This is a genomic window from Pseudomonas sp. 5C2 (genome assembly GCF_034314155.1).
Classification (GTDB): domain Bacteria; phylum Pseudomonadota; class Gammaproteobacteria; order Pseudomonadales; family Pseudomonadaceae; genus Aquipseudomonas.
Map to the genome: position 1 here is coordinate 454253 of NZ_JAVIWH010000003.1, position 23611 is coordinate 477863.

Below are 23611 nucleotides of genomic sequence, written 5' to 3' on the forward strand. Positions count from 1 at the left end.
GAATTATCACCTATCAAGATCGATAGACTCGATCAGTCATTCGCAGACGCCTGAGACGTTTAAGCGAATGCCCACATGAGCGCCTGCATCCCCAGCCAGGCAAAAACGCCGGCCAGCACATCGTCGAGCATGATTCCCACGCCGCCGTGTACGTTTTGATCGATCCAGCGAATCGGCCACGGCTTGAGAATGTCGAAGAAGCGGAACATCAAAAACCCCGCCAACAACCAGTACCATCCTTCCGGTACCAGCCAAAGGGTTATCCACATTCCGACCATTTCGTCCCAGACGATGCCTTCGTGGTCGTGCACACGCAGGTCATCGGCGACCTTGCCGCACAGCCAGAAGCCGAACAGCATGGTGATGCCCAGCATCAGCCAATAGCCCCAATCGGGCAGCATTTGCCACAGAGGAATGAACGGCAGGGCGACCAGGGAGCCCCAGGTACCTGGCGCCTTGGGCAGCGTACCGGAGCCGAAACCGAACGCCAGAAAATGCCAGGGATTGGTCCACACCGAGGGTGGAACCTGATCCGCAGGGACCTGCTTTGGATGATCTGTCACGGAGTCTCCCGAAAATGTTGATAGCCCCGTGTCGACGGAGTGACGTCCTGCCCAGCGCCATCGATCAAGGCCACACCCTGCCCCGCCACAACCCGACCGACCACATGCACCGAAAATCCGGCGGCGAGCAGCCCGGCCAGTTGCGACGCTGGCAGCGTAAACGCCAGGACATAATCATCGCCCCCGCTAAGCGCCGCGTTCCGAGCTGCTTCCAGCCCAAGAAACGTTGTGAGGGGGGCTGACAGAGGCAACGCATCGCGGTCGACCACCACACGCACGCCGGAGGCCAAGGCAATATGCCCACAATCGGCCAATAGCCCATCGGAGATATCCAGCGCCGCCGTGGCCTTGCCGCGCAAGGCCAGACCCAGCGCCAACTGTGGCTGCGGCGACCAGTATTGCGCCAGCAACGCGTGAGCGATAGAGGCCTCGGCACTGCGCTGGTTCAACACCAATGGCAAAGCTCCCGCCGCATCGCCCAGTGGACCACCGACACACAGTAGATCACCCGGTCGAGCGCCACTGCGGGTCAGCGCCTGACCCGCAGGAACGCGTCCAAACACGGTCATGGTCAGGCTCAATGGCCCACGGGTGGTGTCGCCACCCACCAGGCTCAGCGAGCAGCTCTGCGCCATCAGGTTCAGACCGTGCGCAAAGGCTTGCAGCCAGTCAGGATCGACGTCGGGCAGTGTCAGGGCGAGGGTGAATGCCAGTGGGGTTGCGCCCATGGCGGCCAGATCGCTGGCAGCCACCGCGAGGGCACGTTGACCTAGCAGGAAGGGATCGCAGGCCTCGGGGAAGTGCACCCCGACAACCAGGGTGTCGGTAGAAATCGCTAGCTGTTCGCCGGGCGGCACCGCCAGCAAAGCGCAGTCGTCGCCGATCCCCAATACGACTCCCTCACCCGTCTGCGCACACGGCGCAGCTGCGAAAAAATTGCGGATCAGCTCGAACTCACCCATAGGATGCAGGCGCCGGGGATCTGGAATAGAAAGGTACCAAGCAAGGCTCAGGCACTTCTCATCCAGAGCCTCTTAGCGCTTGTAAGCCTTCACTTCGGCTTCGCGCAAGCGAGGAGCCAGTTTGTCCAGAACGCCATTGACGAATTTGTGGCCGTCAGTGGAGCCGTAGACTTTCGCCAGCTCGATGCCTTCGTTGATCACAACGCGATACGGCACGTCGACACGCTTGAGCAGCTCGTAGGTGGACAGACGCAATATCGCCAGTTCAACCGGGTCAAGCTCTTCGAGGGTGATGTCCAGGCAAGGCACGAGAGCCGTATCGATCTCGGTCTTGTTGGACGGTACACCGTGCAGCAATTCACTGAAATACGTGGCATCGACATTAGTGAAATCGTTATCGACGCGAAACTGCGCCTCGATTTCATTGATCGAATGACCAGCCATGTGCCACTGATACAACGCCTGAGTCGCAAGCTGACGCGCTTCGCGACGCTTGGCGCTTTTGCTCTTGGCGACTGCAGGATCTTTTTCGTCGCGCGGGTTGAACTGGTCGCTTTCGTCGGAAATCATTTGGCCTCCAGCTGAGAAAGCAGGCTGACCATTTCGATAGCACACAGTGCAGCTTCGGCGCCTTTGTTACCGGCCTTGGTGCCGGAACGCTCGATGGCTTGCTCGATGGTGTCAACCGTCAACACGCCGAAAGATACCGGCACGCCAAACTCCATGGAAACCTGAGACAGGCCTTTGACGCATTCGCCTGCCACGTATTCGAAGTGCGGCGTACCGCCACGGATCACAGCGCCCAGGGCGATGATCGCGACGTATTCGCTGCGCTGAGCAACTTTTTGCACTACCAGCGGAATTTCGAAGGCACCCGGCGCGCGGATGATGGTGATGTCGCTTTCGCTCACGCCATGGCGAACCAGTGCATCAACGGCACCGCTCACCAGGCTTTCGACGACGAAGCTGTTGAAACGGCCAACCACCAGGGCGTAGCGGCCTTGGGGAGCGATGAAGGTACCTTCGATGGTCTTCAGGGTCATTCGGGTGAGTCTCGTCTTAAAGAGCAAGCACGCCCAATCGGCGCGCTTTGAGGGATTTTAGGCCACCAATTACAGACTGTCGGACAGAACGAGTGAAAGTCTTTCAGGCTTTCACACAGCGTCCAACCGGTCTTTATTCGGAGGGCACGTATTCTACAACTTCCAGATCGAAACCGGATATCGCATTGAACTTCATTGGCGAACTCATCAGGCGCATTTTACGCACGCCCAGGTCACGAAGAATCTGCGAACCGGCACCGACGATGCTGTACGTGGTCGGGGTTTTCACCGGCACGTTTTCGGCTGTGTCACGAATATGCGCGAGCAAGACGTCACCATTGAGCGGGTGACCCAGCAACAGCACCACGCCACTGCCCGCCTCGGCGACCGCGACCATTGCAGCCCGAAGGCTCCAGCGGCCGGGCTGCTTGACCATCAGCAAGTCGCGCAACGGGTCCATGTTGTGCACGCGAACCAGGGTCGGTTCTTCGGCGCAGATGTTGCCCAGGGTCAGCGCCATGTGCACGTCACCTTCGACCGAATCGCGGTAGGTCACCAGATTGAACTGGCCCAATTCGCTGTCCAAAGGCTGCTCGGCAATCCGCTGAACGGTACGTTCGTGGATCATCCGGTAATGAATCAGGTCGGCGATGGTGCCGATCTTGATCCCATGTTCGGCCGCAAAAGTTTCGAGTTCGGCGCGACGGGACATGGTGCCGTCGTCGTTCATCACTTCGCAGATCACGCCGCTCGGTTCGAAACCGGCCATGCGCGCCAGGTCGCAGGCAGCCTCGGTGTGGCCAGCTCGCGAGAGAGTGCCACCGGCCTGAGCCATCAGCGGGAAAATATGACCAGGACTGACGATATCCTCGGCCGTGGCATCTTTCGCGGCAGCAGCCTGCACCGTGCGGGCGCGGTCGGCAGCGGAGATACCCGTGGTAACGCCGGTAGCAGCCTCGATGGAGACCGTGAACTTGGTGCCAAAACCGGAGTTATTACGCGGCGACATCAACGGCAGCTTGAGGAGTTCGCAACGCTCACGGCTCATCGGCATGCAGATCAGGCCACGGGCATGCTTGGCCATGAAGTTGATGTGCTCGGCCTTGCAGCACTCGGCGGCCATGATCAGATCGCCTTCGTTCTCACGGTCTTCGTCATCCATGAGGATGACCATCTTGCCGAGGCGGATGTCTTCAACCAGTTCTTCAATGCTGTTGAGCGCCACAAGGCACCCCCTTTCGGTTCAGGATTTGAGGTAGCCATTGGCGGCTAGAAAGCTTTCGGTGATGCCGCCTGATGAGTCGCTCGGCTCTGCGGCCTTGTCTCCCAGCAACAGACGTTCCAGATAACGCGCCAGCAAGTCCACTTCAAGGTTGACCTTACGACCCGGCCGGTATTCGGCCATGATCGTTTCAGCCAGGGTGTGCGGGACAATCGTCAGTTCAAACTCAGCGCCATTGACCGCATTCACCGTCAGGCTGGTGCCGTCGACGGTGATCGAGCCTTTGTGCGAAATGTACTTGGCCAACTCACGCGGTGCGCGGATACGGAACTGGATAGCGCGCGCATTTTCTTCGCGGGACAGAACTTCACCGACACCGTCGACATGCCCGCTGACCAGGTGACCACCCAGCCGCGTGGTCGGCGTCAGGGCTTTCTCCAGATTGACCGGACTGCCGGTCTTCAGGTCGACGAAAGCGGTGCAATCGAGAGTTTCGCGGCTGACATCGGCCCAGAAGCCGTCACCGGGCAACTCGACGGCGGTCAGGCAGACGCCGTTCACCGCAATACTGTCGCCGAGTTTTACGTCGCTGAGGTCAAGCTTGCCAGTGGCCACATAAACGCGGATATCCCCGCCTTTGGGGGTCAGAGCGCGGATACTGCCGATCGATTCGATAATGCCGGTAAACATGTGGTCCTCCACGAGAACAAGGCCAGCGCTATGCGATGGCCGGAAATTATACGCTGCCAGCGGTCACGGGGATGGCAATCACTCGCCAATCGTCACCCACCGCGCGCATTTCGACGATTTTCAGCGCTGGCGCCTCACTCATCTGCGCCAACGGCAGATCGAGCAGCGGCCGAGCCGTTGAACCGAGGAACTTGCCCGCGATAAAAATCTGATACTCATCGACCAACCCCAGCCGCGTGAACGCGCCAGCCAATCGTGGGCCTGCTTCAACCAGCACTTCATTGACGCCACGAGCGGCCAGTTCGTGCATCAGCTTGCGCAAATCAACATGCCCTTCGCTGTTGGCCAACGCCAGCATTTCATGGCCCTGGTCGTGATAACGCTCACGCGCCTCAGCCGCCGCGCAGGTTACGACGAGCGTGTTGCCAGCCTGAAAGAATGGCGCGTCGAGGGGCACGCGCAAGCGCCCGTCGATCAACACCCGCAGCGGCGGCCGGGTGACGGCCAGCGCAGTCAGTTCGGCACCCAGGCCCAACTCATCCGGACGCACCGTCAGGCGCGCACCGTCTGCCAACACCGTGTCGGCGCCAGTCAGCACCACACTTGATTGCGCACGCAAGCGCTGCACCGCTGAACGCGCGGCAGGGCCGGTGATCCATTGGCTTTCGCCGCTGGCCATCGCCGTGCGCCCGTCGAGGCTCATCGCCATTTTGACCCGCACGTAAGGCAGGCCGTGTTCCATGCGTTTCAAGAAACCTTTGTTCAGCACCCGGGCTTCGCCTTCGAGCACGCCGCTCTGCACGGAAATCCCTGCCGCCATCAACCGCAGCAGGCCTTTGCCTGCAACTTCAGGATTAGGGTCCTGCATGGCCGCAACCACGCGCGCGACCCCGGCATTGACCAATGCATCGGCACACGGCGGAGTCCGCCCCTGATGGCTGCAAGGTTCGAGGGTGACGTAAGCGGTGGCGTCGCGGGCCTTGTCGCCCGCCTGTCGCAGCGCATGCACTTCGGCGTGCGGCTCACCGGCGCGAACATGCCAGCCCTCGCCGACGATCTGTCCATCGCGCACGATCACGCAACCCACGCGAGGGTTGGGGTGCGCGGAGTAAATGCCTTTGCGCGCCAATTCCAGTGCGCGCGCCATGTAATGGTGGTCCAGAGCGCTCTGCTCAGTCGATGGCAGGCTCACTCTTTCACCGGTTCGCGGGCCAGACGGTCGATTTCTTCGCGAAACTCATTGAGGTCCTGGAAGCGCCGGTAAACCGAGGCAAAGCGGATATACGCCACTTCGTCGAGCTTCTGCAGCTCAGACATCACCAGTTCACCGACCACCAGCGATTTGACCTCGCGCTCACCGGTCGCCCGCAGTTTGTGCTTGATCCGCGCCAATGCGGCTTCCAGACGTTCGACGCTGACCGGGCGCTTTTCCAGCGCCCGCTGCATGCCCGCGCGCAGTTTTTCTTCGTCGAAAGGCTGACGACTGCCGTCTTGTTTAATCAGGCGTGGCAGCACCAGTTCGGCGGTTTCGAAGGTGGTGAAACGCTCACCGCAGGCCAGGCATTCGCGACGGCGACGCACTTGCTCGCCCTCGGCGACGAGGCGCGAGTCGATGACCTTGGTGTCGTTGGCACCGCAAAAGGGACAGTGCATGGTGGCAGGCAACAAAAAAAGGGAGGCTCATGGTAGGGCGAGTCGTCATTTATTTCCAGCGCTGCAACTAATTGCGGCGTTCTCCTGGCGCATCCCATTGGCAAGACAATACTCAAGGTTTGCGGTATATAGTCGCGCGGCAGGCGGTGTGAAATTTATACGGCTGGGCAATACTGCACGACGCGCCTCGGTCGCCCCCTGATTTTTTTGTTCTGTTGGAGCTGTTCATGTCGCTACGACCGCTTGTTTTGCTCAGTCTTGTCGGCCTGCTGGTCGCCTGTAGCAGCGAGCCACCCAAACCTGTCGCGGCCAAATCACAACCGACGCAAGTGATTAAACCCGCTGCCAGTCTTGGCCCTTTACTGCCTTATCAACGGGAACTGAGTGGTCAACTGCTCGGCGTACCGGCTGGCGCGGAAGTCGAGCTGGCGCTGCTGTTGATTGATGAGCGCAGCCGCCCGCAACGTTTGCTGGCCAGCACCAAGCTGATCGGCAACAACCAGTCCCTGCCGTTCCAGCTGCGCTTCAACCCGGAATCCTTTCCGGCGGGTGCGCGCGTCGAGTTGCGCGGCCGTGCCAGTCAGTCCGGCCAGTTGACCCTGCACCTGCCCTCGGTGCGTATCAATGAAGCCATCACCCAGGCGATGGGCCCGTTGCAGTTCGTACCGGCGCCATGACCCCTCCACATGACCTGCAACGGGCGTTGAGCGAACTGCTCGGCGACGCGCAGCTGGTTGCCACTGAGCTGCCGGGCACTGCCTTGAAGCTCTGGCTGATTGATGCCGACAACATGGATCGCGCCTTCAGCCCGGAAGAAACCCGGCGCATTCTTGAAGATCCGCCGTATTGGAGTTTCTGCTGGGCCAGCGGTCTGGCATTGGCCCGTTTTCTCGCCGAACAACCGCAGTGGGTGGCGGGCAAACGCGTTCTGGATTTCGGTTCAGGCTCTGGCGTAGCCGCGATTGCAGCAGTAAAAGCTGGCGCGCTGGAGGTGGTGGCCTGCGACCTGGACCCACTGGCCCTCGCCGCGTGCCAAGCCAATGCCCGGCTGAATGACGTGCACCTGAGCTACTCGGCAGATTTTTTCGCCGAGACCGACCACTTCGACCTGATCCTGGTCGCCGACGTGCTGTATGACCGCGCCAACCTGCCATTACTGGATCAATTCCTCAGTCGTGGCCGCCAGGCATTAGTGGCCGACTCGCGGGTGCGCGACTTTCAGCACCCCGCTTATCTGCGATTAGCGATGCTTGAAGCCCACACCCTGCCCGACCTGGCCGAACCTGCGGAGTTTCGTAACGTCAGCCTTTATCACGCATGCCGCGACCCGGCCTGACGCGCACCGCTTTCGACAAAACGCCGCGACCTTTATAGTTGCCGCCATTGAACGACTTCCGAGACTAGCGATGAGCCAGGACACCCCGTACATCTTCGACGCAACCAGCGCCGACTTCGACCAACTGGTTATCCAGAAGTCATTCCTCACGCCGGTGCTGGTGGATTTTTGGGCTGAATGGTGCGCGCCGTGCAAAGCGATGATGCCGGTCCTCAAGCAAATCACCGAGGGTTACCGGGGTGAGTTGCTGCTGGCCAAGGTCGACTGCGACGCAGAACAGGACATCGTCGCCCGCTTCGGCATCCGCAGCCTACCAACCGTGGTGCTGTTCAAGGACGGCCAGCCGGTAGACGGCTTTTCCGGTGCGCAGCCGGAGTCGGCTATTCGGGCAATCCTGGAACCCCACGTAAACATGCCGCCACCTGCCCCGGCCGACCCGCTCAAACAAGCACAAACGCTGTTCGCTGAAGGCCGGATCGCCGACGCCGAGAGCGTGCTCGTAGCCTTGCTGGGCGAAGACAACACTAATGCGCTGGCGCTGATTCTGTACGCCCGCTGCCTGGCCGAACGCGGCGAACTGGCAGAAGCGCAGAGCGTGCTCGAGGCGGTCAAAGGTGACGCCCATAAAGCCGAGCTCGCTGGCGCACATGCACAACTGACCTTCCTGCGCGAAGCAGCCGACCTGCCCGACGTCGCCGACCTGAAGACCCGCCTGGCGCAGAATCCTCTGGATGATGAAGCCGCTTATCAACTGGCGATCCAGCAACTGTCCCGCCAGCAATACGATGCGGCACTGGATGGCCTGTTAAAGCTCTTCATCCGCAACCGCAACTACGCCGAAGGCCTGGCGCACAAAACCTTGCTTCAGGTGTTCGACCTGCTGGGCAACGATCACCCGCTGGTCACCACTTACCGTCGCAAGCTGTTTGCTGCACTGTATTAACTGACCCAACTATAGAGCGGTGCATCTGTGCCGCTCACAACGTTGACCTCGGCACTGTGACGCATGCGCACCATCAGGCGTTTTCCCGCTGCCGTGCTGCCCGTCAGGCCTTCCAACTGGTTGAGTAAGTCCGGCCCGCTCATTTGCCCGGCCTTGCGCAGTAATTCTTTGGCGATTTGCCAGACCGCGTCGTCTTGATTGACGGGCAACGCAGCCGCCTGCTCAGTCGCAGGTTTCATCGTCTGCAATTGCGCACCCAGCCGGGCCCAGTCGCCCTCATCCAATTCCAAGGTCAAGTCCACGGGCCACTCGCCGATGGTTCCACGGATACGCAGCATGGGTGTTGTTCCTCAATGTGTGGTTCGGTGCGAGCATTCGCACGAAGGTGAATTTACCATCGCATGCAATGTGTCAGCGCCTTAAAATTGTTATAAGATCACATAACATCTTTCCACATCCATGCCATGCCCGGAGATTCTTTATGCGCCGCCTGCTGCTCGCCCTGCCTTTTGCCCTGCTTCCACTGGCCATTGCTCATGCCGCCGAAGAAAAGGAGCATGCCAGTCTCGGCGCTCACGAGCACGGTGTCGCGCAGCTGGATATAGCACTCGACGGCAAGACGCTGGAATTCGAGCTGCGCAGTCCTTCGATGAACATCGTTGGCTTCGAACATCCTGCCAGCACCGATGCAGACAAAGCCAAGGTCGCCGAGGCCCGCGAACTGCTGTTGAAGTCGCAGGCGCTGTTCAATCTGCCATTGACGGCCAAGTGCGCAGTGATGACACAAAAACTGGAAAGCCCGCTGTTCGGCGACAAACCGGATGCCGACGATCATGATGACGACCATGAAGGCCATGATGATCACGCCAAGGGCGAAGGTGAAGAGCACCACCACGAGCACAGCGAGATCCATGCGCATTACCAATTCATGTGCGACACACCGTCCGCACTGAAGAAGCTCGACCTGACGCAACTCTTCAAGACCTTCCCCGCCACCCATAAAATTCAGGTACAACTGATCGCCCCGAGTGGTCAGCAGGGTGTTGAAGCAACGCCAGAAAACGCCACGCTGAAGTTCTGATAACCCCCGGTGGACACACCTCAAATGACCCAAGCACTTATCGAGTTGTCCGATCTTGGCTTTTCCTGGCCCGGTCACGCACCGTTGTTGGATATCCCTGCATTTCGTCTGGAGCCAGGTGAAACCTTGTTCCTGAAAGGCCCCAGTGGCAGTGGCAAAACCACCTTACTGGGGCTGTTGGGCGGCGTGCAGAAACCCAACCGAGGCAGCATTCGCCTGCTGGGTCAGGAGCTGACACAACTATCAGCCGGAGGCCGCGACCGTTTCCGGGTCGATCACACCGGGTATATTTTTCAGCAGTTCAACCTGCTGCCGTTCTTGTCAGTGCGTGAAAACGTCGAGTTGCCCTGCCGCTTCTCTAAGCTGCGCACCGCGCGCGCGACCCAGCGCCATGGCAGTGTCGATCAGGCCGCCGCAACGCTGCTTGCGCATTTGGGTTTGAAAGACCCGGCACTCCTGAGTCGCCGCGCAGACTCGTTATCCATCGGCCAGCAACAACGGGTCGCTGCGGCCCGGGCACTGATTGGCCAACCGGAATTAGTCATCGCCGACGAACCAACGTCCGCACTGGACGCCGATGCCCGCGAGGCGTTTATTCGCCTGCTGTTCGCCGAGTGCCGCGACGCCGGAGCCAGTCTGTTGTTCGTCAGCCATGACCAAAGCCTAGCACCGCTGTTCGACCGTAACCTGTCGCTGTCCGAACTCAATCGCGCCGCCATCGCCGCAGAGGTCTGAGATGTATTTGTTTCGCCTAGCCATGGCCAGTCTGGCTAACCGCCGATTCACGGCCTTTCTCACTGCATTCGCCATCGCCCTGTCAGTCTGTTTGTTGCTGGCCGTCGAGCGCGTGCGCACTGAAGCACGCGCCAGTTTTGCCAGCACCATCAGTGGCACCGACCTGATCGTCGGCGCCCGGTCTGGCTCGGTCAACCTGCTGCTGTATTCGGTGTTTCGCATCGGCAACGCCACCAACAATATCCGCTGGGACAGCTTCGAGCATTTCGCCAACGACCCTCACGTGAAGTGGGCGATCCCGATTTCCCTCGGTGACTCCCACCGCGGCTATCGTGTCATGGGCACCAACGAGTCCTACTTCGAGCACTACCAGTTCGGCCGCCAGCAACATCTGGAGCTGGCCGACGGTCGTCCGTTTGCCACTGACCCTTTCGAAGTGGTGTTGGGCGCCGAAGTCGCCGACGCCTTGAAGTACAAGCTGGGCGATAAGCTGATACTGGCTCACGGCGTCGCGGTCGTCAGTCTGGTCAAACACGACGACAAGCCGTTCACGGTGGTCGGGATTCTCAAACGCACCGGCACCCCGGTGGACCGCACGCTGCACATCAGCCTCGGCGGCATGGAAGCGATTCATGTCGACTGGCACAACGGCGTACCGGCCCACGGCGCCGGGCGCGTCAGCGCTGATCAGGCACGCAACATGGACCTGACGCCGACAGCGATCACTGCATTCATGCTTGGCCTCAACAGCAAAATCTCGACCTTCGCCGTGCAGCGCGATATCAATGAGTTCCGGGGTGAACCGATGCTGGCGATTCTGCCCGGCGTGGCCCTGCAGGAGCTCTGGAGCCTGATGGGCACCGCCGAAAAAGCGCTGTTCGTGATTTCGCTGTTCGTGGTGCTGACCGGGTTGATCGGGATGCTTACGGCAATCCTGACCAGCCTCAATGAAAGAAGGCGCGAAATGGCGATCCTGCGTTCGGTAGGCGCTCGCCCCTGGCATATCGCAAGCTTGTTGATTCTCGAAGCCTTCGCTCTGGCCTTGACTGGCGTGGTCAGCGGCCTGGTCCTGCTGTACGTTGGAATCGCGGGCGCTCAGGGTTACGTGCAGTCCAATTACGGCCTGTTCTTGCCGCTGTCGCTGCCCACTGAATACGAGTGGACCCTGCTCGGTGGTATCCTCTGCGCCGCGCTGTTGATGGGCACCGTGCCAGCTTGGCGCGCGTACCGCCAATCGTTGGCTGACGGCCTGTCGATTCGTTTATGAGGACATCTATCATGTCGCGCCCACTGCTTGCGCTGTTGCTGCTGATCGCGCCCTTACTGGTCACGACGCCACTCTTGGCTGCGCCGCCAAAGGACTTGACCTGGGCGCAGATGATTCCGCCAGACGCCCCGGTGATCGCCCCACAAACGGCGCCGATCCATAACTTGTCCGGCATGGCCGATGCGTTGTCTGCCGAAGCCGCGCCTGCTGCAAAGCAGCAATCGCCGTCCGCACCCGTGGTCAATTCACTGGACGGTCAACAGATCAGGTTGCCAGGTTATATCGTGCCACTGGAAGTCAGCGAAGAAGGTCGGGCCACCGAGTTTTTGCTGGTGCCCTACTTCGGGGCCTGCATCCACGTACCGCCACCGCCCTCTAATCAGATCGTCCATGTCACCAGTAAGGTCGGCGTAAAACTCGATGAGTTGTATCAGCCTTACTGGATCGAAGGCACGATGAAGGTCGAAGCCTCCACCAGCGAACTGGCCGATGCAGGCTACAAAATGGAGGCCGACAAGATTTACGTCTATGAGTTGCCTGAGTCCTGATATTTTTTTGCCTCATGGCAATTTCATTGCGCTGGGTCAAAAGGACCCATCCATGCACGCCCTATCATTAGCCATCGCCACAACTAATGTCTAATGGAGCAATCATGCACAAGTCACTGCTCAGCGCGTCCCTGTTCGCGCTAGCGCTCAGCGCACCTCTCGTCCACGCCCACGAAGCCGGTGACATCATCGTCCGTGCGGGTGCGGCAAGAGTTTCCCCAGATGACTCTAGCGGAAATCTGAAACTCGACGGTACTAAAATTTCGGGCACGAAAGCGACCGTAGACGGCGATACTCAGCTCGGTCTCGCAGTGGCTTACATGCTCACCAACCACTTCGGCCTTGAGTTGCTGGCGGCTACGCCGTTCAAACACACCGTTGCAGTTAAAGGCCTCGGCGCGCTGGATGGCAAGCTTGCAGACATCAAAGAATTGCCACCGACCTTGTCGTTGCAGTACTACCCGATGGAATCTACATCCAAGTTCCAGCCTTACGCTGGCATCGGCTTGAACTACACCATGTTCTTCGGCTCAGACTTGACCAGCGAACGCAAGGATCAAGGCTTCAGCAACCTGAAACTGAAAAATTCCGTCGGTTTGGCCGGTCAAATTGGCGCGGATTACATGCTGACAGACCACATTATGCTTAACGCCTCGGTCTGGTATATCGATATCAACACCACAGCAACCACAGACCTGGGTGCTAACCGCGTCAAGGTCAATGTTGACGTTGATCCATGGGTTTACATGGTTGGTGTCGGTTACAAGTTCTAACGCGCCCCGAAAGGCACGTATAAAAAAGGCACCTTCGCGGTGCCTTTTTTGCGTCAGCGAATTAACGCCCGAGCAAGCGCGCCAGACCGACGCTGAGTGGCGTTGGCTCAGGGAACTTGAAGCGTTCAAGCAAGCGTCGATTGTTGGCCCGTGAATGGCGGATATCACCGGAGCGCGCCGGCAGGTAGGTGATTGCAGGCAATTCACCCAGCACCTGCGACAAAGCCATCAACAACTGATTCAACGTGGTGGCCTGATTGAGGCCAACGTTGATTGCGCCTGCCTCGACATCCGGCAGTTCCAGCGCCTGCACCAGTATCGACGCCAGATCGCCGACATAGACAAAATCCCGGGTCTGTTCACCGTCGCCGAAAATCGCGATCGGCAGCCCTTTTTCAGCACGTTCGCAAAAAATGCTGATCACCCCGGAATAAGGCGAAGACGGATCCTGACGCGGACCAAAGATATTGAAAAAACGGAACACCACCGGTTCCAGACCATGCTGGCGACGGTAGAAATCCAGGTAGTACTCGCTCGACAGCTTGTCCGCCGCATAGGGCGTCAAGGGTGCCTTGGGCGTGTCTTCGAGAATTGACTCACCTTCGCCATTATTGCCATAAACAGCAGCACTGGAGGCGAACAACACACGTTTGATCCCCGCCTGCCGCATGGCCTCGCAAACGTTCAGGGTGCCGACAAAGTTACTTTGGTGCGTGCGCACCGGGTCGTCCACCGACGCTTGCACCGATGCCACCGCCGCGAGGTGCGCAACAGCCTGGCAGCCTATGGCAGCGCGCGCGACCAATGCCGCATCGGCGACATCGCCTTCGATCAATTCAACGCGCGGATTATCCAGCGGCAGGTTACTGCGTTTGCCGGTGGACAGGTCGTCCAGAACACGTACCGCATAACCCTTGTCGAGCAAGGCATCAACCAGGTGCGAGCCAATGAAGCCGGCGCCGCCGGTGACTAAGACAGGTGCATCAACCATGACGATAATAACGGTCCAGTAGGCTTGGCAGACCCGCACGCCAAGCACGAGGCTTGATGCCAAAGGTATGAAGGATTTTCTTGCAGGCCAGCACCCCGTGTTGCGGCTCTTCGCTGGCATCGGGACTCGCGGCGTGAGCCCGCGCGGTCGGAGCTTCGATGGCCAGTGGGTGCAACAACCTCGCTTCGGTCAGGATCGCCTGCCCCAACGCCAGTGGCGTGGTCGCTTCGTGGCCTGCGTAGTGATAGGTGCCCCACAGCGGCGCCGCACAATCGAGTTGTTTGAGCACGGAAATAATTACCCGCGCCGCATCATCGACCGGTGTCGGATTACCGCGACGGTCATCGGCCATCGGTATTTCTTCAGTCAACTCAGCCCGTGCAAGGAAACGTCCGAGCACACCATCCCGGCTGTCATCGAGCAACCAACCGAAACGCAGCAGCACATGTTGCGGGCAGGTCGCGCGCACGCTTTGTTCGATGCGCCACAACGCCTGACCGCGCTGACCCAATGGTATCGGTTCGTCTTTTTCGCTGTAGGCGGTTGCTCGCGAGCCATCGAATACTCGATAGCTGGACGGTTGCAACAGCACGATATTGTGGTGCTGGCACAGTTCGGCAAGGCGCTCGACAGAGCGTTCCTGGACAGCCAAACGTGCCTCGCTCACTGTCTCCGCCTGAAACCAGTCGAAGTAGTAAGCAAGATTGATCAAGGCATCGGGGCGGGTGTCGTCGAGCAGTTGCGTCAGGCTCGCAGCGTCCCAACCGGCTTCCGGTGGACGTGGCGCGAGGAAACCAATGTCTTCCTCGGCACCCAGACGAATCAGCGCCTGCCCGAGGGCATTCCCGCCGCCCAACAGCATAAGGCGCATTCGCATAGAGTCAGCAGGCTCGGTGTCAGAATCAGTTCAAAAAGAGTCAAAAAACGTCTGCAAACATAACACGTTGGAACCTATCCCCCAAGAGGTGCAAGGCCTGCCGGGGTTTGCAGCCGTGCCAGCCCAGACAAGTGATCCCGCAGATCGGGCCAATCCTGCGCCCTCTTGCATCTTGATCACACCGCCCGCATAAATCACTGATGACTCTTCTCAGCCTTCCGGACCCGGTTCTGGGCGCGTTCCACCCCGCCGTCAGTGCCTGGTTTCACAGCACATTCCCGGCGGTGACGGCCGCGCAGGCGCAGGCGTGGCCGCTGATCAAGGCGCGGCGTTCGACCTTGATCGCCGCGCCCACCGGCTCCGGCAAAACCCTGACCGCCTTCCTTGCGGTACTCGACGATCTGGTGCATCAGGGCCTGAAGCATGGCGGCGAGCTGCCAGACCAGACGTTTGTGGTCTACGTGTCGCCGCTCAAGGCGTTGTCCAATGACATCCAGATCAACCTGCAGAATCCGCTGACCGGCATCACCGAACAATTGGCGCGCATGGGCCTTCCCGAACTGCGCATCAGCACGGCCGTGCGCACCGGTGATACGCATCAAAAAGAACGCACGGCGATGCGCAAAACCGCGCCGCATATTCTGGTGACCACCCCCGAATCCCTGTATGTGTTGCTCGGTTCGGACTCAGGTCGGCGCATGCTCGCCAGCACCCGTACAGTGATCGTCGATGAAATCCACGCAATTGCCTCAAGCAAACGCGGCAGTCATCTGGCGTTGAGCCTGGAGCGATTACAGGCGCTGTGCCCCGAGCCGTTGCTGCGCATCGGTCTGTCCGCCACGCAAAAACCCATCGAACGCGTCTCACGCTTTCTAGTGGGCAGCGATCCAGTCGAACGGCCCTGCGCAATTATCGATATCGGTCACGCCCGCCCACGCGATTTGGGGATCGAGGTGCCACCTGTGCCACTGGGCGCGGTCATGGCCAACGATGTCTGGGAGTTGGTGTACGACCGCCTGGCGCAACTGGCCCGCGAGCATCGGACCACGCTAATTTTCGTCAACACCCGGCGCATGGCCCGGCACTTGAGTGAGCGTCTTAGCAAACACGCCGTCGCCGCACACCACGGGAGCATGGCGAAAGAACATCGACTGGACGCCGAACAACGCCTCAAGCGTGGCGACTTGCAGGTGCTGATTGCCACTGCATCGCTGGAGTTGGGCATCGATATCGGTGACGTCGATCTGGTCTGCCAGATTGCATCGCCACGCTCCATCTCGGGGTTCCTGCAACGGGTCGGCCGCTCCGGGCATCAGGTCGGCGGCACGCCAAAAGGCCGCTTGTTCGCCACGTCACGCGACGACTTGATCGAATGCACCGCACTGCTCGATTGCGTGCGGCGTGGCGAACTCGACACCGTGATCATCCCCCACGCGCCACTGGATGTGTTGGCGCAGCAGATCATCGCCGAAGTCAGTTGCCAGGAATGGCAGGAGCAAGCGCTGCTGGACATGATCCGCAAGGCCTCGCCCTACGCCACCCTTGATGACCAACATTATCAGGCGCTGCTGCGCATGCTCGCCGAAGGTTACAGCGGCCGTCAGGGCGTACGCAGTGCCTACCTGCACCGCGACGCGTTGACTCGCACCCTGCGCGGGCGACGTGGCAGCAAACTGACCGCTATCACCAGCGGCGGCACGATTCCGGACAACGCCGATTACAGCGTCATACTGGAACCGCAAGCCCTGAACATTGGCACGGTGAACGAAGACTTTGCCGTGGAAAGCATCGCTGGCGATATCTTCCAGCTGGGCAATACCTCATACCGCATCCTGCGCATTGAAACCGGTCGGGTGCGGGTCGAGGATGCGCAGGGCCAGCCACCGAACATCCCGTTCTGGCTCGGTGAAGCACCGGGGCGCAGTGCCGAGCTGTCGTTTGCCGTGGCGCGCCTGCAAGCGCAGATCGATGAGCTACTCAGCGCCAGCCCCGGCGATCTACAGCCGTGCATCGACTGGCTGATCGGTACCCTCGGACTCGATCTGGCCAGCGCCGGGCAAGTGGTCGATTACCTGGCGCGAGCCCGCCTGGCGTTGGGCGCCTTGCCGTCGCAAGACACCCTGATCATGGAGCGTTTCTTCGATGAGTCGGGAGGCACGCAACTGATCATCCACACGCCGTACGGCAGCCGCGTCAATCGCGCGTGGGGCCTGGCGTTGCGCAAACGCTTTTGCCGCACCTTCAATTTCGAGCTGCAAGCCGCCGCCAGCGAAGACGCTATCGTGCTGTCGTTATCGACCAGCCACAGCTTCGAGCTGGATGAGGTTTGGCGTTATCTGAACGCCAACAGTGCCGAGCATCTGCTGATTCAGGCCGTACTCGATGCGCCATTGTTTGGCGTGCGCTGGCGCTGGAACGCCAGCACCGCGCTGGCCCTGCCGCGCTACGTCGGAGGACACAAGGTCGCGCCGCAAATACAACGGATGAAAAGTGAAGACCTGATCGCGACCGTGTTTCCCGATCAGATCGCGTGCCTGGAGAATGTGGTCGGTGAACGTGAAATCCCCGATCACCCACTGATCGAACAAACCCTCGACGACTGCCTGCACGAGGCCATGGACTGCGAAGGCTGGCTGGCGCTGCTGCGGCGCATGGAACAGGGCCAGGTGCGGTTGATCAGCCTTGACCTCCCCGCGCCCTCGCCCCTCGCGGCGGAAATTCTCAGTGCTCGACCTTACGCCTTTCTTGACGATGCACCCTTGGAGGAGCGCCGCACGCAGGCGGTGCTCAACCGGCGCTGGAGCGACCCGCAATCAACCGATGACTTGGGCGCACTGGACGCTGACGCGATTGTTGCAGTGTGTGAGGAAGCATGGCCGCAGCCGCAAAACATTGATGAGATGCACGAGGCGTTGATGAGCCTGAGTTGCATCAGCGGTGCCGAAGCACGTCAACATCCACACTGGCTGGCGTGGCTGGAAACCCTGGCAACTTCCGGGCGCGCAACACGCCTGCAGGTCAGCCCCGAGCATGCGTTGTGGCTGACACTGGAACGTTTGACGTGCCTGCGCGCGGTTTATCCACAGGCAGAAATGCATCCGTCGTTGCAGGCGCTGCCCGGTTTCGATGACCGCTGGAACGAAGACGAGGCCACGCTGGAAGTCGTTCGGGCGCGCCTCGGTGGCTTAGGCCCGTTACCGCTGCATGAGATCGCCGAGCCCCTGGCCTTGCCCATCGCCAACGTGGCACAGGCGCTGGCTCGACTGGAAGGCGAAGGGTACGTGCTGCGCGGACGATTCAGCCCCGGCGCGACCGAGGATCAATGGTGCGAACGCCATCTACTGGCGCGCATTCATCGCTATACCGTCAAACGCTTGCGCCGGGAAATCGAACCGGTGTCGCTACAGGATTTTATGCGCTTTTTATTCGACTGGCAGCACCTGTCCAGCACCACCCGCAGCCAGGGAAAAGCCGCATTGCCCGAGATCGTGAATCAACTCGAAGGCTATTCGGCGGCTGCCAGCACCTGGGACAGTGACATTCTTCCGGCCCGACTCAAGGACTATTCGCTGACCTGGCTCGACGAGTTGTGCCGCTCGGGCAAAGTGGTGTGGACGCGATTGGCGCCGCGCAATAAAGCTGGCGCTGCAGCATTGCGCAGTACGCCTATCGTGCTGCTGCCCCGAAACCAGGTGAATCTGTGGAGTGAGCTGACCGAGCAGCCTTCGCCTGCAGCGTTATCCCTGCGAGCGCAGAAAGTTCACGCAGCATTGGTCAGTCATGGCGCACTGTTCTTCGATGAGCTGCTGCACGAAGCCCATCTACTGCGCACCGAACTGGAAACCGCATTACAGGAGTTAGTCGGTGCCGGGCTGGTGAACGCCGACAGCTTTGCCGGCCTGCGCGCCTTGATCACTCCCGCCAGCAAACGCTCTGCACACACCAGCCGCCGCAACCGTGGCGCGTTTATTGGGGGCATGGACGATGCCGGTCGCTGGGCCTTGCTCCGCCGTTCACCTACGCCAGCCCCCAGTGATAATAGCCCTCGACCGCAACAGACTGCCGCGCCGACCCTGGAACATATCGCCATGACCCTACTGCGCCGATACGGCGTGGTGTTCTGGCGCTTGCTGGAGCGCGAGGCCGATTGGTTGCCCAGCTGGCGCGAACTCTTGCGCACCTTCCATCGACTGGAAGCACGTGGCGAGATTCGAGGGGGGCGATTTGTCAGTGGCCTGGCGGGCGAGCAGTTCGCCTTGCCTGAAGCCATTCCGCTGCTACGGGAAATCCGCAAACGCCCGCTCGACGGTAGCCTGATAAGCCTGTGCGGGGCCGACCCACTGAATCTGGTCGGCACACTGTTACCCGGCAGCAAAGTCCCGACACTGGCCGGTAACCGCCTGATCTACCGCGATGGCATCCCGGCAGCAGCGATCATTTCCGGTAAACCACAGTATTGGTTGGAGCTGGATTCGGTGACGGCGGCACAGATAAGGGATCGGTTGTTGCACTAACCCAAGCGTCTAGGTCACCGCCGGACTCTCCGAGCCATCACCGTTGGTCACTGTCGGTTTGGGCGGCACAGGCGGTTCATCCGCATTGGCTTCAGCATGCGGGCTCATCACCACCTGTGGAAACGTCTGGGCGAAGCGCACATCTGGGGTTTTATCCACAAGCTTTTTCAACCGTTCGTTGAAGGCGCGACTCACGCTGTATTGGCCGCCCGACACAGTGCGAAATTGCGCGGTCAGCACAACGCCATTGAGGTCCATCCGATCCAGGCCAAACACTTCCAGCGGCCCTTGCAGATTGCCCTTGAGTAACAGGTCGTCGCTGATCGAACCCCCTGCCTCGCGAATCAACGCGGTGGCAGAGTCGATGTCGGAATCGTAGGTGAACTGGATGGCAAAAAAGGCATACGCAAACTGACGCGATTGGTTGGTCACGGCTTTGATCTGACCGAACGGCACCGAGTGCACGAATCCTTTGCCGTCGCGCAGGCGCAGGGTGCGGATGGTCAGGCTTTCCACCGTGCCGGAGTGGCCTGAGTCGAGCACCACCCAATCGCCGATGGAAATAGTGTCCTCAATGATGATGAACAGCCCAGTGATCACGTCCTGCACCAACTGCTGCGAACCGAAACCGATGGCCAGGCCAACCACCCCGGCACCGGCCAACAGCGGCGCGACGTTGATCCCTAGATTGGCCATCGTGGTGATCGAGCAAATCACCACCAGGATAATTTTTATCGCGTTGCGCAGCATTGGCAGAATGGTTTTTATCCGGGTGCTGGGCTGGTGCGCAGAGCGTTTGTTGAGCGGTGGTTTCAGGGCTTCCTGAATCGCCGTGTCGAGGACTACCCACAACAACCAGGTCACCAACAGAATCAGGCCAATGCTGCTGAGCGAGTCACTGATCACCCGGCCGACCGTGTTGCGTTGGGCGAACTCGAACAGCGAAAAACCCCAGATCCGCCCGAGCACCTCAATGAACGCGACCGCGAGCGCAATCCGCAGCACGGCATGACACAGACTCAGCAAGCGCTCTTTGTAGACATGCCTACCACGCTCGGCGGCATCGGCCGGTTTGAACAGGTGCTGGAACACCGTGCTCAAAAATACCGTGGCAATCAGCAATACAGTGGTCAGCAGGGCACAGCGCAGGGCTTTCTGGCTGTCTTCGCCAGCACCGATCAGATGGATCGCCGAAACCAGAATCATCAGCAGGATCGGCAAGTACCAGAGGCCGGAAAAAATCTTCAGCGATTCTTGCAGCGCCGGTTGGTGCAGGCGGCCACTCAAGGATCGATTACAAATCAGATGCGCCACCGGCCGACGCAGCTTGATCACCAGCATGCAGAACACCACCGAGGCGAACAGTCCGGTAAATACCGCAATGCTGCTGGTGACGTTACTGCCTAACTGCCGGGAAATCTGCGGGCTGGTCAACGCGTCGCTCAGGGCCGCGAGAAAACCGATCAGAAACAAAGGCCGTGGGCTGTATTGGCGAATGATCTGTACCGCAGCGCGTTTGTGCCCGGCATTGAACATCACGATCACGCACAACAACACCGAGGTCGAAACAATCCCGCTGCTGGTCGCATAGGCAAAACACAGCGCCAACGCACGCCCCACCGACGCCGACATGAAGTGACTGACATACAACGTCAGCGGCAGGCTGATCACCGCCGGAAGGGTGTAGGGCACCAAGTAGTTCAACAGCGCCTGGACCCGGTAGCGCTCAATAAGAACCCGATGCCGATTGAGGCGCGAGGCTATAAAGCGGCCCAGTGAAAACAGAATCGCGAACGCACCGATCCACACCGCCGACAACATCAGGAAGTCCCCGGCGATACTGACGTTCGAACGTGAGGAACGCTGATTGACCAGATTGTCTATCTCGTCGGCGGCTCGGCCCGCCCGCAAACGCCAGGAGTCGACCAGATCGTTATTCAGATCAAGTTGGCCTTGGACGTTATCAATACTGGAACTGATGGCGCCGAGCAAACCGCCTTGCACCAGAATTTCCGGAGGTATCGGGGCTGCAGGAGCCGGCGCGATGCTGGCAGGCGCCGCAGGGGCCACGGTCGCCGCAGGGGCAGGGGCAGGAGCAGCCGAGGCCGGCGCTACGGCAGGCGCATCAGCGGCCTGGAGGTTGAAAGTGCCCGCGCAAAACAGGATGCACAACAGCGTCACGGTCTTGAACTTCAACAAAGCGCGGCTCCCCCTTCCATTTGATTATCCAGTGAGTATGAAGCTTCTAGACACTGATCGACATTTACCCTGCAAGTTCGTTTTACTCGCAAAGTGAATCCACCTGCCGATAGAGCCGGTCGATCATGCAGTCACCAATAGCTATTGGATAAAAAATGGCCAGCCTTCTAGGCTCTGGATACTCAGACCCTGCACGACGAAGGTCAATCCAACATCGCGCTCTTGAGCCCAGAGCAACGAGGTGCAATTGTCAGACCGGATCTTGATGGACAGCTTTTCTCGCAAGGTCGATTACCTGCGAATATCAGTGACCGACCGTTGCGATTTTCGCTGCGTCTATTGCATGGCCGAAGACATGGAGTTCCTGCCGCGCCAACGCATTCTCACCCTCGAAGAGATATACCAACTGGCCGAGCGCTTCGTTGCGCTGGGCACGCGCAAGATTCGCCTGACCGGCGGCGAGCCATTGGTGCGACGCGGGGTGGTCGACTTGTGTCGGCAAATCGCCGCACTGCCCGACTTGCGCGAGCTGTGCATGACCACCAACGGCTCGCAACTGAGCGCGCTGGCGGGCCCCCTGTTCGACGCCGGGGTCAACCGGCTGAATATCAGCCTCGACAGTTTGAACCCCGAACGCTTTCGTGAGCTGACCCGCACCGGCGATCTGACAAAGGTCATTGCCGGAATCGACGCAGCGAACGCGGCGGGCTTTCGGCGCACCAAGCTCAACTGCGTGGTCATGAAAGGCCGCAACGATCACGAGATCAACGACCTGGTCAGCTTTGCCATCGACCGTCAGCTCGATATCAGCTTCATCGAAGAAATGCCGCTGGGCACCATCCTTGAGCACAGCCGCGCAGAATCGTTCTTTTCCAGTGATCAGGTCCGCGAACTCATCGCCGAACGCTACACCTTGATCGACTCGACGGAATCGACCCAAGGCCCTTCGCGTTATTGGCGCCTGGCTGAAGCACCTGATATTCGTCTGGGCTTCATCTCGCCACACAGTCATAATTTCTGCGCGACCTGCAACCGTGTGCGCTTGACCGTGGAAGGCCGCTTGCTGCTGTGCCTGGGTAACGAACACTCGGTCGACCTCAAGGCCGTGTTGCGCGCTCATCCGGGGCAGCCGGAGAAGCTGGAAAAGGCCATTATCGACTCGATGCAGATCAAGCCCTACCGCCACAACTTCGACATCAATGACGAAGTTCAAGTTGTGCGTTTCATGAACATGACCGGAGGCTAGCGGGTCCTGTCTGTTCTCAATCGCTTCAATTGCTCCAGGACCCTCAGTCCATGATTGTCAGACCCAAACCGAACCTGCTGCAGATCCTGACGTCACTTAAAGGGTCCATCGCAAAGCACATCGTTGTTCGCAGCTTGCTGGTCACCCTGTTGGCCTCGGCCATCGTATGGGTCGAAACGCTGCACCCCGCCTATTTTTCCCGCGTCAGTGCCACGCCCTTCACGCTGCTCGGGCTCTCGCTGTCGATTTTCATGAGTTTCCGCAACACCATGTGCTACGACCGCTGGTACGAGGGGCGCAAGTTGTGGGGGGAAATGATCATGGACATGCGCTCAATGATCCGCGAAACCCAGGTCATTAAGGACCTCGCCGAACGCGGGAGTATTCTGCGTAATCTGTGCGGCTTCTCCCATGCCCTGAACGCCCACCTGCGCGGGGAAGACGAGTTGGCTGAGGCCCGCCCCTGGCTGGACTTCGCGCCAGCGCCCAGCACCCCGAATATCAGTGAACGCATCCTGCGTCACGTTGGCCAACAATGTTCTGATCTGGCCGTGGCTGGCAACATCAGTGAATGGCGCTACACCCTGATGGAAACCCGCCTGAGCAACCTGACACGCACCCTCACCGCGTGTGACCGGATCAAAACCACACCGCTGCCCTTTCCCTACACACTGCTCCTGCACCGGACGATTTATCTGTTCTGCATCCTGCTGCCCTTCGCCATGGCCGAGCCTCTGGGCTGGATGACACCTGTTTTCACCGCGATCGTCAGCTACACCTTCTTCGGGCTCGACGCCATTGGCGATGAACTGGAGGACCCATTTGGTCGCAACGAACACAACCTGCCTACCGATTTTATTGTGCGAACCATTGAGCGTGAAGTGCTGGACGCGCTGGGTGAGACCGATCTACCGCCCGTGCTCGAACCTGTGGATTACGTACTGAGCTGACTGGCGCCTTGGCACTGT

At 59.8% G+C, this 23611-nt stretch carries 23 protein-coding genes; 11 read left to right on the forward strand and 12 right to left on the reverse strand.

Translation table 11 applies throughout. The features are described 5' to 3' along the window. Positions 1–59 precede the first annotated feature (59 nt). The 8 genes from RGU44_RS16815 to nrdR all read right to left on the reverse strand — a co-directional run bounded on the left by RGU44_RS16815 (position 60) and on the right by nrdR (position 6133). Positions 60–563: a phosphatidylglycerophosphatase A gene (locus RGU44_RS16815; RefSeq protein ID WP_322182274.1), complete on the reverse strand. Its 504-nt coding sequence runs from the start codon at positions 561–563 to the stop codon at positions 60–62. Continuing rightward, positions 560–1525, reverse strand: a complete 966-nt coding sequence (gene thiL / locus RGU44_RS16820) for a thiamine-phosphate kinase (RefSeq protein ID WP_322218214.1) — start codon at positions 1523–1525, stop codon at positions 560–562. Before thiL ends, RGU44_RS16815 begins: the two co-directional genes overlap by 4 nt. A gap of 72 nt (positions 1526–1597) precedes the next feature. Then, positions 1598–2095, reverse strand: a complete 498-nt coding sequence (nusB, locus tag RGU44_RS16825) for a transcription antitermination factor NusB (RefSeq protein ID WP_322182278.1) — start codon at positions 2093–2095, stop codon at positions 1598–1600. Beyond that, complete coding sequence (gene ribE / locus RGU44_RS16830) at positions 2092–2568, reverse strand: 6,7-dimethyl-8-ribityllumazine synthase (RefSeq protein WP_322182280.1); 477 nt, start codon at positions 2566–2568, stop codon at positions 2092–2094. The genes nusB and ribE overlap by 4 nt, the downstream gene beginning before the upstream one ends. Before the next feature lie 133 nt (positions 2569–2701). Further along, positions 2702–3793, reverse strand: a complete 1092-nt coding sequence (ribBA, locus tag RGU44_RS16835) for a bifunctional 3,4-dihydroxy-2-butanone-4-phosphate synthase/GTP cyclohydrolase II (protein WP_322182282.1) — start codon at positions 3791–3793, stop codon at positions 2702–2704. 18 nt (positions 3794–3811) lie between these two features. Then, positions 3812–4480 (reverse strand): riboflavin synthase, encoded by a 669-nt coding sequence (locus RGU44_RS16840; RefSeq protein ID WP_322182284.1) that lies wholly within the window; start codon positions 4478–4480, stop codon positions 3812–3814. A 46-nt stretch (positions 4481–4526) separates the two neighbouring features. Further along, positions 4527–5627, reverse strand: coding sequence for a bifunctional diaminohydroxyphosphoribosylaminopyrimidine deaminase/5-amino-6-(5-phosphoribosylamino)uracil reductase RibD (gene ribD, locus RGU44_RS16845; protein WP_322278460.1), 1101 nt, complete (start codon positions 5625–5627; stop codon positions 4527–4529). Between the two features lie 41 nt (positions 5628–5668). Continuing rightward, complete coding sequence (gene nrdR, locus RGU44_RS16850) at positions 5669–6133, reverse strand: transcriptional regulator NrdR (protein ID WP_322182286.1); 465 nt, start codon at positions 6131–6133, stop codon at positions 5669–5671. Between the two features lie 227 nt (positions 6134–6360). Here nrdR and RGU44_RS16855 point away from each other — a divergent pair, with 227 nt between their 5' ends. The 3 genes from RGU44_RS16855 (at position 6361) to trxA (ending at position 8412) form a co-directional block, all read left to right on the forward strand. Beyond that, the gene (locus RGU44_RS16855) at positions 6361–6810 is read left to right on the forward strand and encodes a hypothetical protein (protein WP_322218217.1); all 450 of its coding nucleotides are present in this window, start codon (positions 6361–6363) and stop codon (positions 6808–6810) included. Next, entirely contained in the window at positions 6807–7469 is a 663-nt protein-coding gene (locus RGU44_RS16860; protein ID WP_322218219.1) for a class I SAM-dependent methyltransferase, read from the forward strand. The genes RGU44_RS16855 and RGU44_RS16860 overlap by 4 nt, the downstream gene beginning before the upstream one ends. A gap of 70 nt (positions 7470–7539) precedes the next feature. Next, on the forward strand, positions 7540–8412 hold the full coding sequence (gene trxA / locus RGU44_RS16865) for a thioredoxin (RefSeq protein ID WP_322182292.1): 873 nt from the start codon (positions 7540–7542) through the stop codon (positions 8410–8412). On the opposite strand, the gene RGU44_RS16870 is transcribed toward trxA, so the two are convergent. Further along, positions 8409–8750 (reverse strand): hypothetical protein, encoded by a 342-nt coding sequence (locus RGU44_RS16870; protein WP_322182294.1) that lies wholly within the window; start codon positions 8748–8750, stop codon positions 8409–8411. The genes trxA and RGU44_RS16870 overlap by 4 nt on opposite strands. Before the next feature lie 143 nt (positions 8751–8893). Here RGU44_RS16870 and RGU44_RS16875 point away from each other — a divergent pair, with 143 nt between their 5' ends. The 5 genes from RGU44_RS16875 (at position 8894) to RGU44_RS16895 (ending at position 12816) form a co-directional block, all read left to right on the forward strand. Then, a complete protein-coding gene (locus RGU44_RS16875) occupies positions 8894–9493 on the forward strand; it encodes a DUF2796 domain-containing protein (RefSeq protein ID WP_322218222.1) in 600 nt (199 codons plus the stop codon). Between the two features lie 24 nt (positions 9494–9517). Then, on the forward strand, positions 9518–10228 hold the full coding sequence (locus tag RGU44_RS16880; RefSeq protein ID WP_219062753.1) for an ABC transporter ATP-binding protein: 711 nt from the start codon (positions 9518–9520) through the stop codon (positions 10226–10228). A 1-nt stretch (position 10229) separates the two neighbouring features. Further along, the gene (locus RGU44_RS16885; protein ID WP_322182300.1) at positions 10230–11495 is read left to right on the forward strand and encodes an ABC transporter permease; all 1266 of its coding nucleotides are present in this window, start codon (positions 10230–10232) and stop codon (positions 11493–11495) included. Between the two features lie 11 nt (positions 11496–11506). Beyond that, positions 11507–12043: a DUF3299 domain-containing protein gene (locus tag RGU44_RS16890; protein ID WP_322182302.1), complete on the forward strand. Its 537-nt coding sequence runs from the start codon at positions 11507–11509 to the stop codon at positions 12041–12043. 104 nt (positions 12044–12147) lie between these two features. Continuing rightward, a complete protein-coding gene (locus RGU44_RS16895; RefSeq protein ID WP_322182304.1) occupies positions 12148–12816 on the forward strand; it encodes an OmpW/AlkL family protein in 669 nt (222 codons plus the stop codon). A gap of 61 nt (positions 12817–12877) precedes the next feature. On the opposite strand, the gene RGU44_RS16900 is transcribed toward RGU44_RS16895, so the two are convergent. Then, positions 12878–13807, reverse strand: coding sequence for an NAD-dependent epimerase/dehydratase family protein (locus RGU44_RS16900; RefSeq protein WP_322182307.1), 930 nt, complete (start codon positions 13805–13807; stop codon positions 12878–12880). After that, positions 13800–14684 (reverse strand): sugar nucleotide-binding protein, encoded by an 885-nt coding sequence (locus RGU44_RS16905; protein WP_322182309.1) that lies wholly within the window; start codon positions 14682–14684, stop codon positions 13800–13802. The genes RGU44_RS16900 and RGU44_RS16905 overlap by 8 nt, the downstream gene beginning before the upstream one ends. 200 nt (positions 14685–14884) lie before the next feature. On the opposite strand from RGU44_RS16905, the gene RGU44_RS16910 reads away from it, so the two are divergent. Further along, on the forward strand, positions 14885–19198 hold the full coding sequence (locus RGU44_RS16910; protein ID WP_322218226.1) for a DEAD/DEAH box helicase: 4314 nt from the start codon (positions 14885–14887) through the stop codon (positions 19196–19198). Between the two features lie 9 nt (positions 19199–19207). Here RGU44_RS16910 and RGU44_RS16915 read toward each other — a convergent pair whose 3' ends face one another. Next, complete coding sequence (locus RGU44_RS16915; protein WP_322218228.1) at positions 19208–21397, reverse strand: mechanosensitive ion channel family protein; 2190 nt, start codon at positions 21395–21397, stop codon at positions 19208–19210. A gap of 247 nt (positions 21398–21644) precedes the next feature. Between RGU44_RS16915 and moaA the strand changes: the two genes are divergently transcribed. Beyond that, entirely contained in the window at positions 21645–22643 is a 999-nt protein-coding gene (gene moaA, locus RGU44_RS16920) for a GTP 3',8-cyclase MoaA (protein WP_322182313.1), read from the forward strand. A 50-nt stretch (positions 22644–22693) separates the two neighbouring features. Then, positions 22694–23593: a bestrophin family protein gene (locus tag RGU44_RS16925; protein ID WP_322182316.1), complete on the forward strand. Its 900-nt coding sequence runs from the start codon at positions 22694–22696 to the stop codon at positions 23591–23593. The last annotated feature ends 18 nt before the right edge of the window (positions 23594–23611 follow it).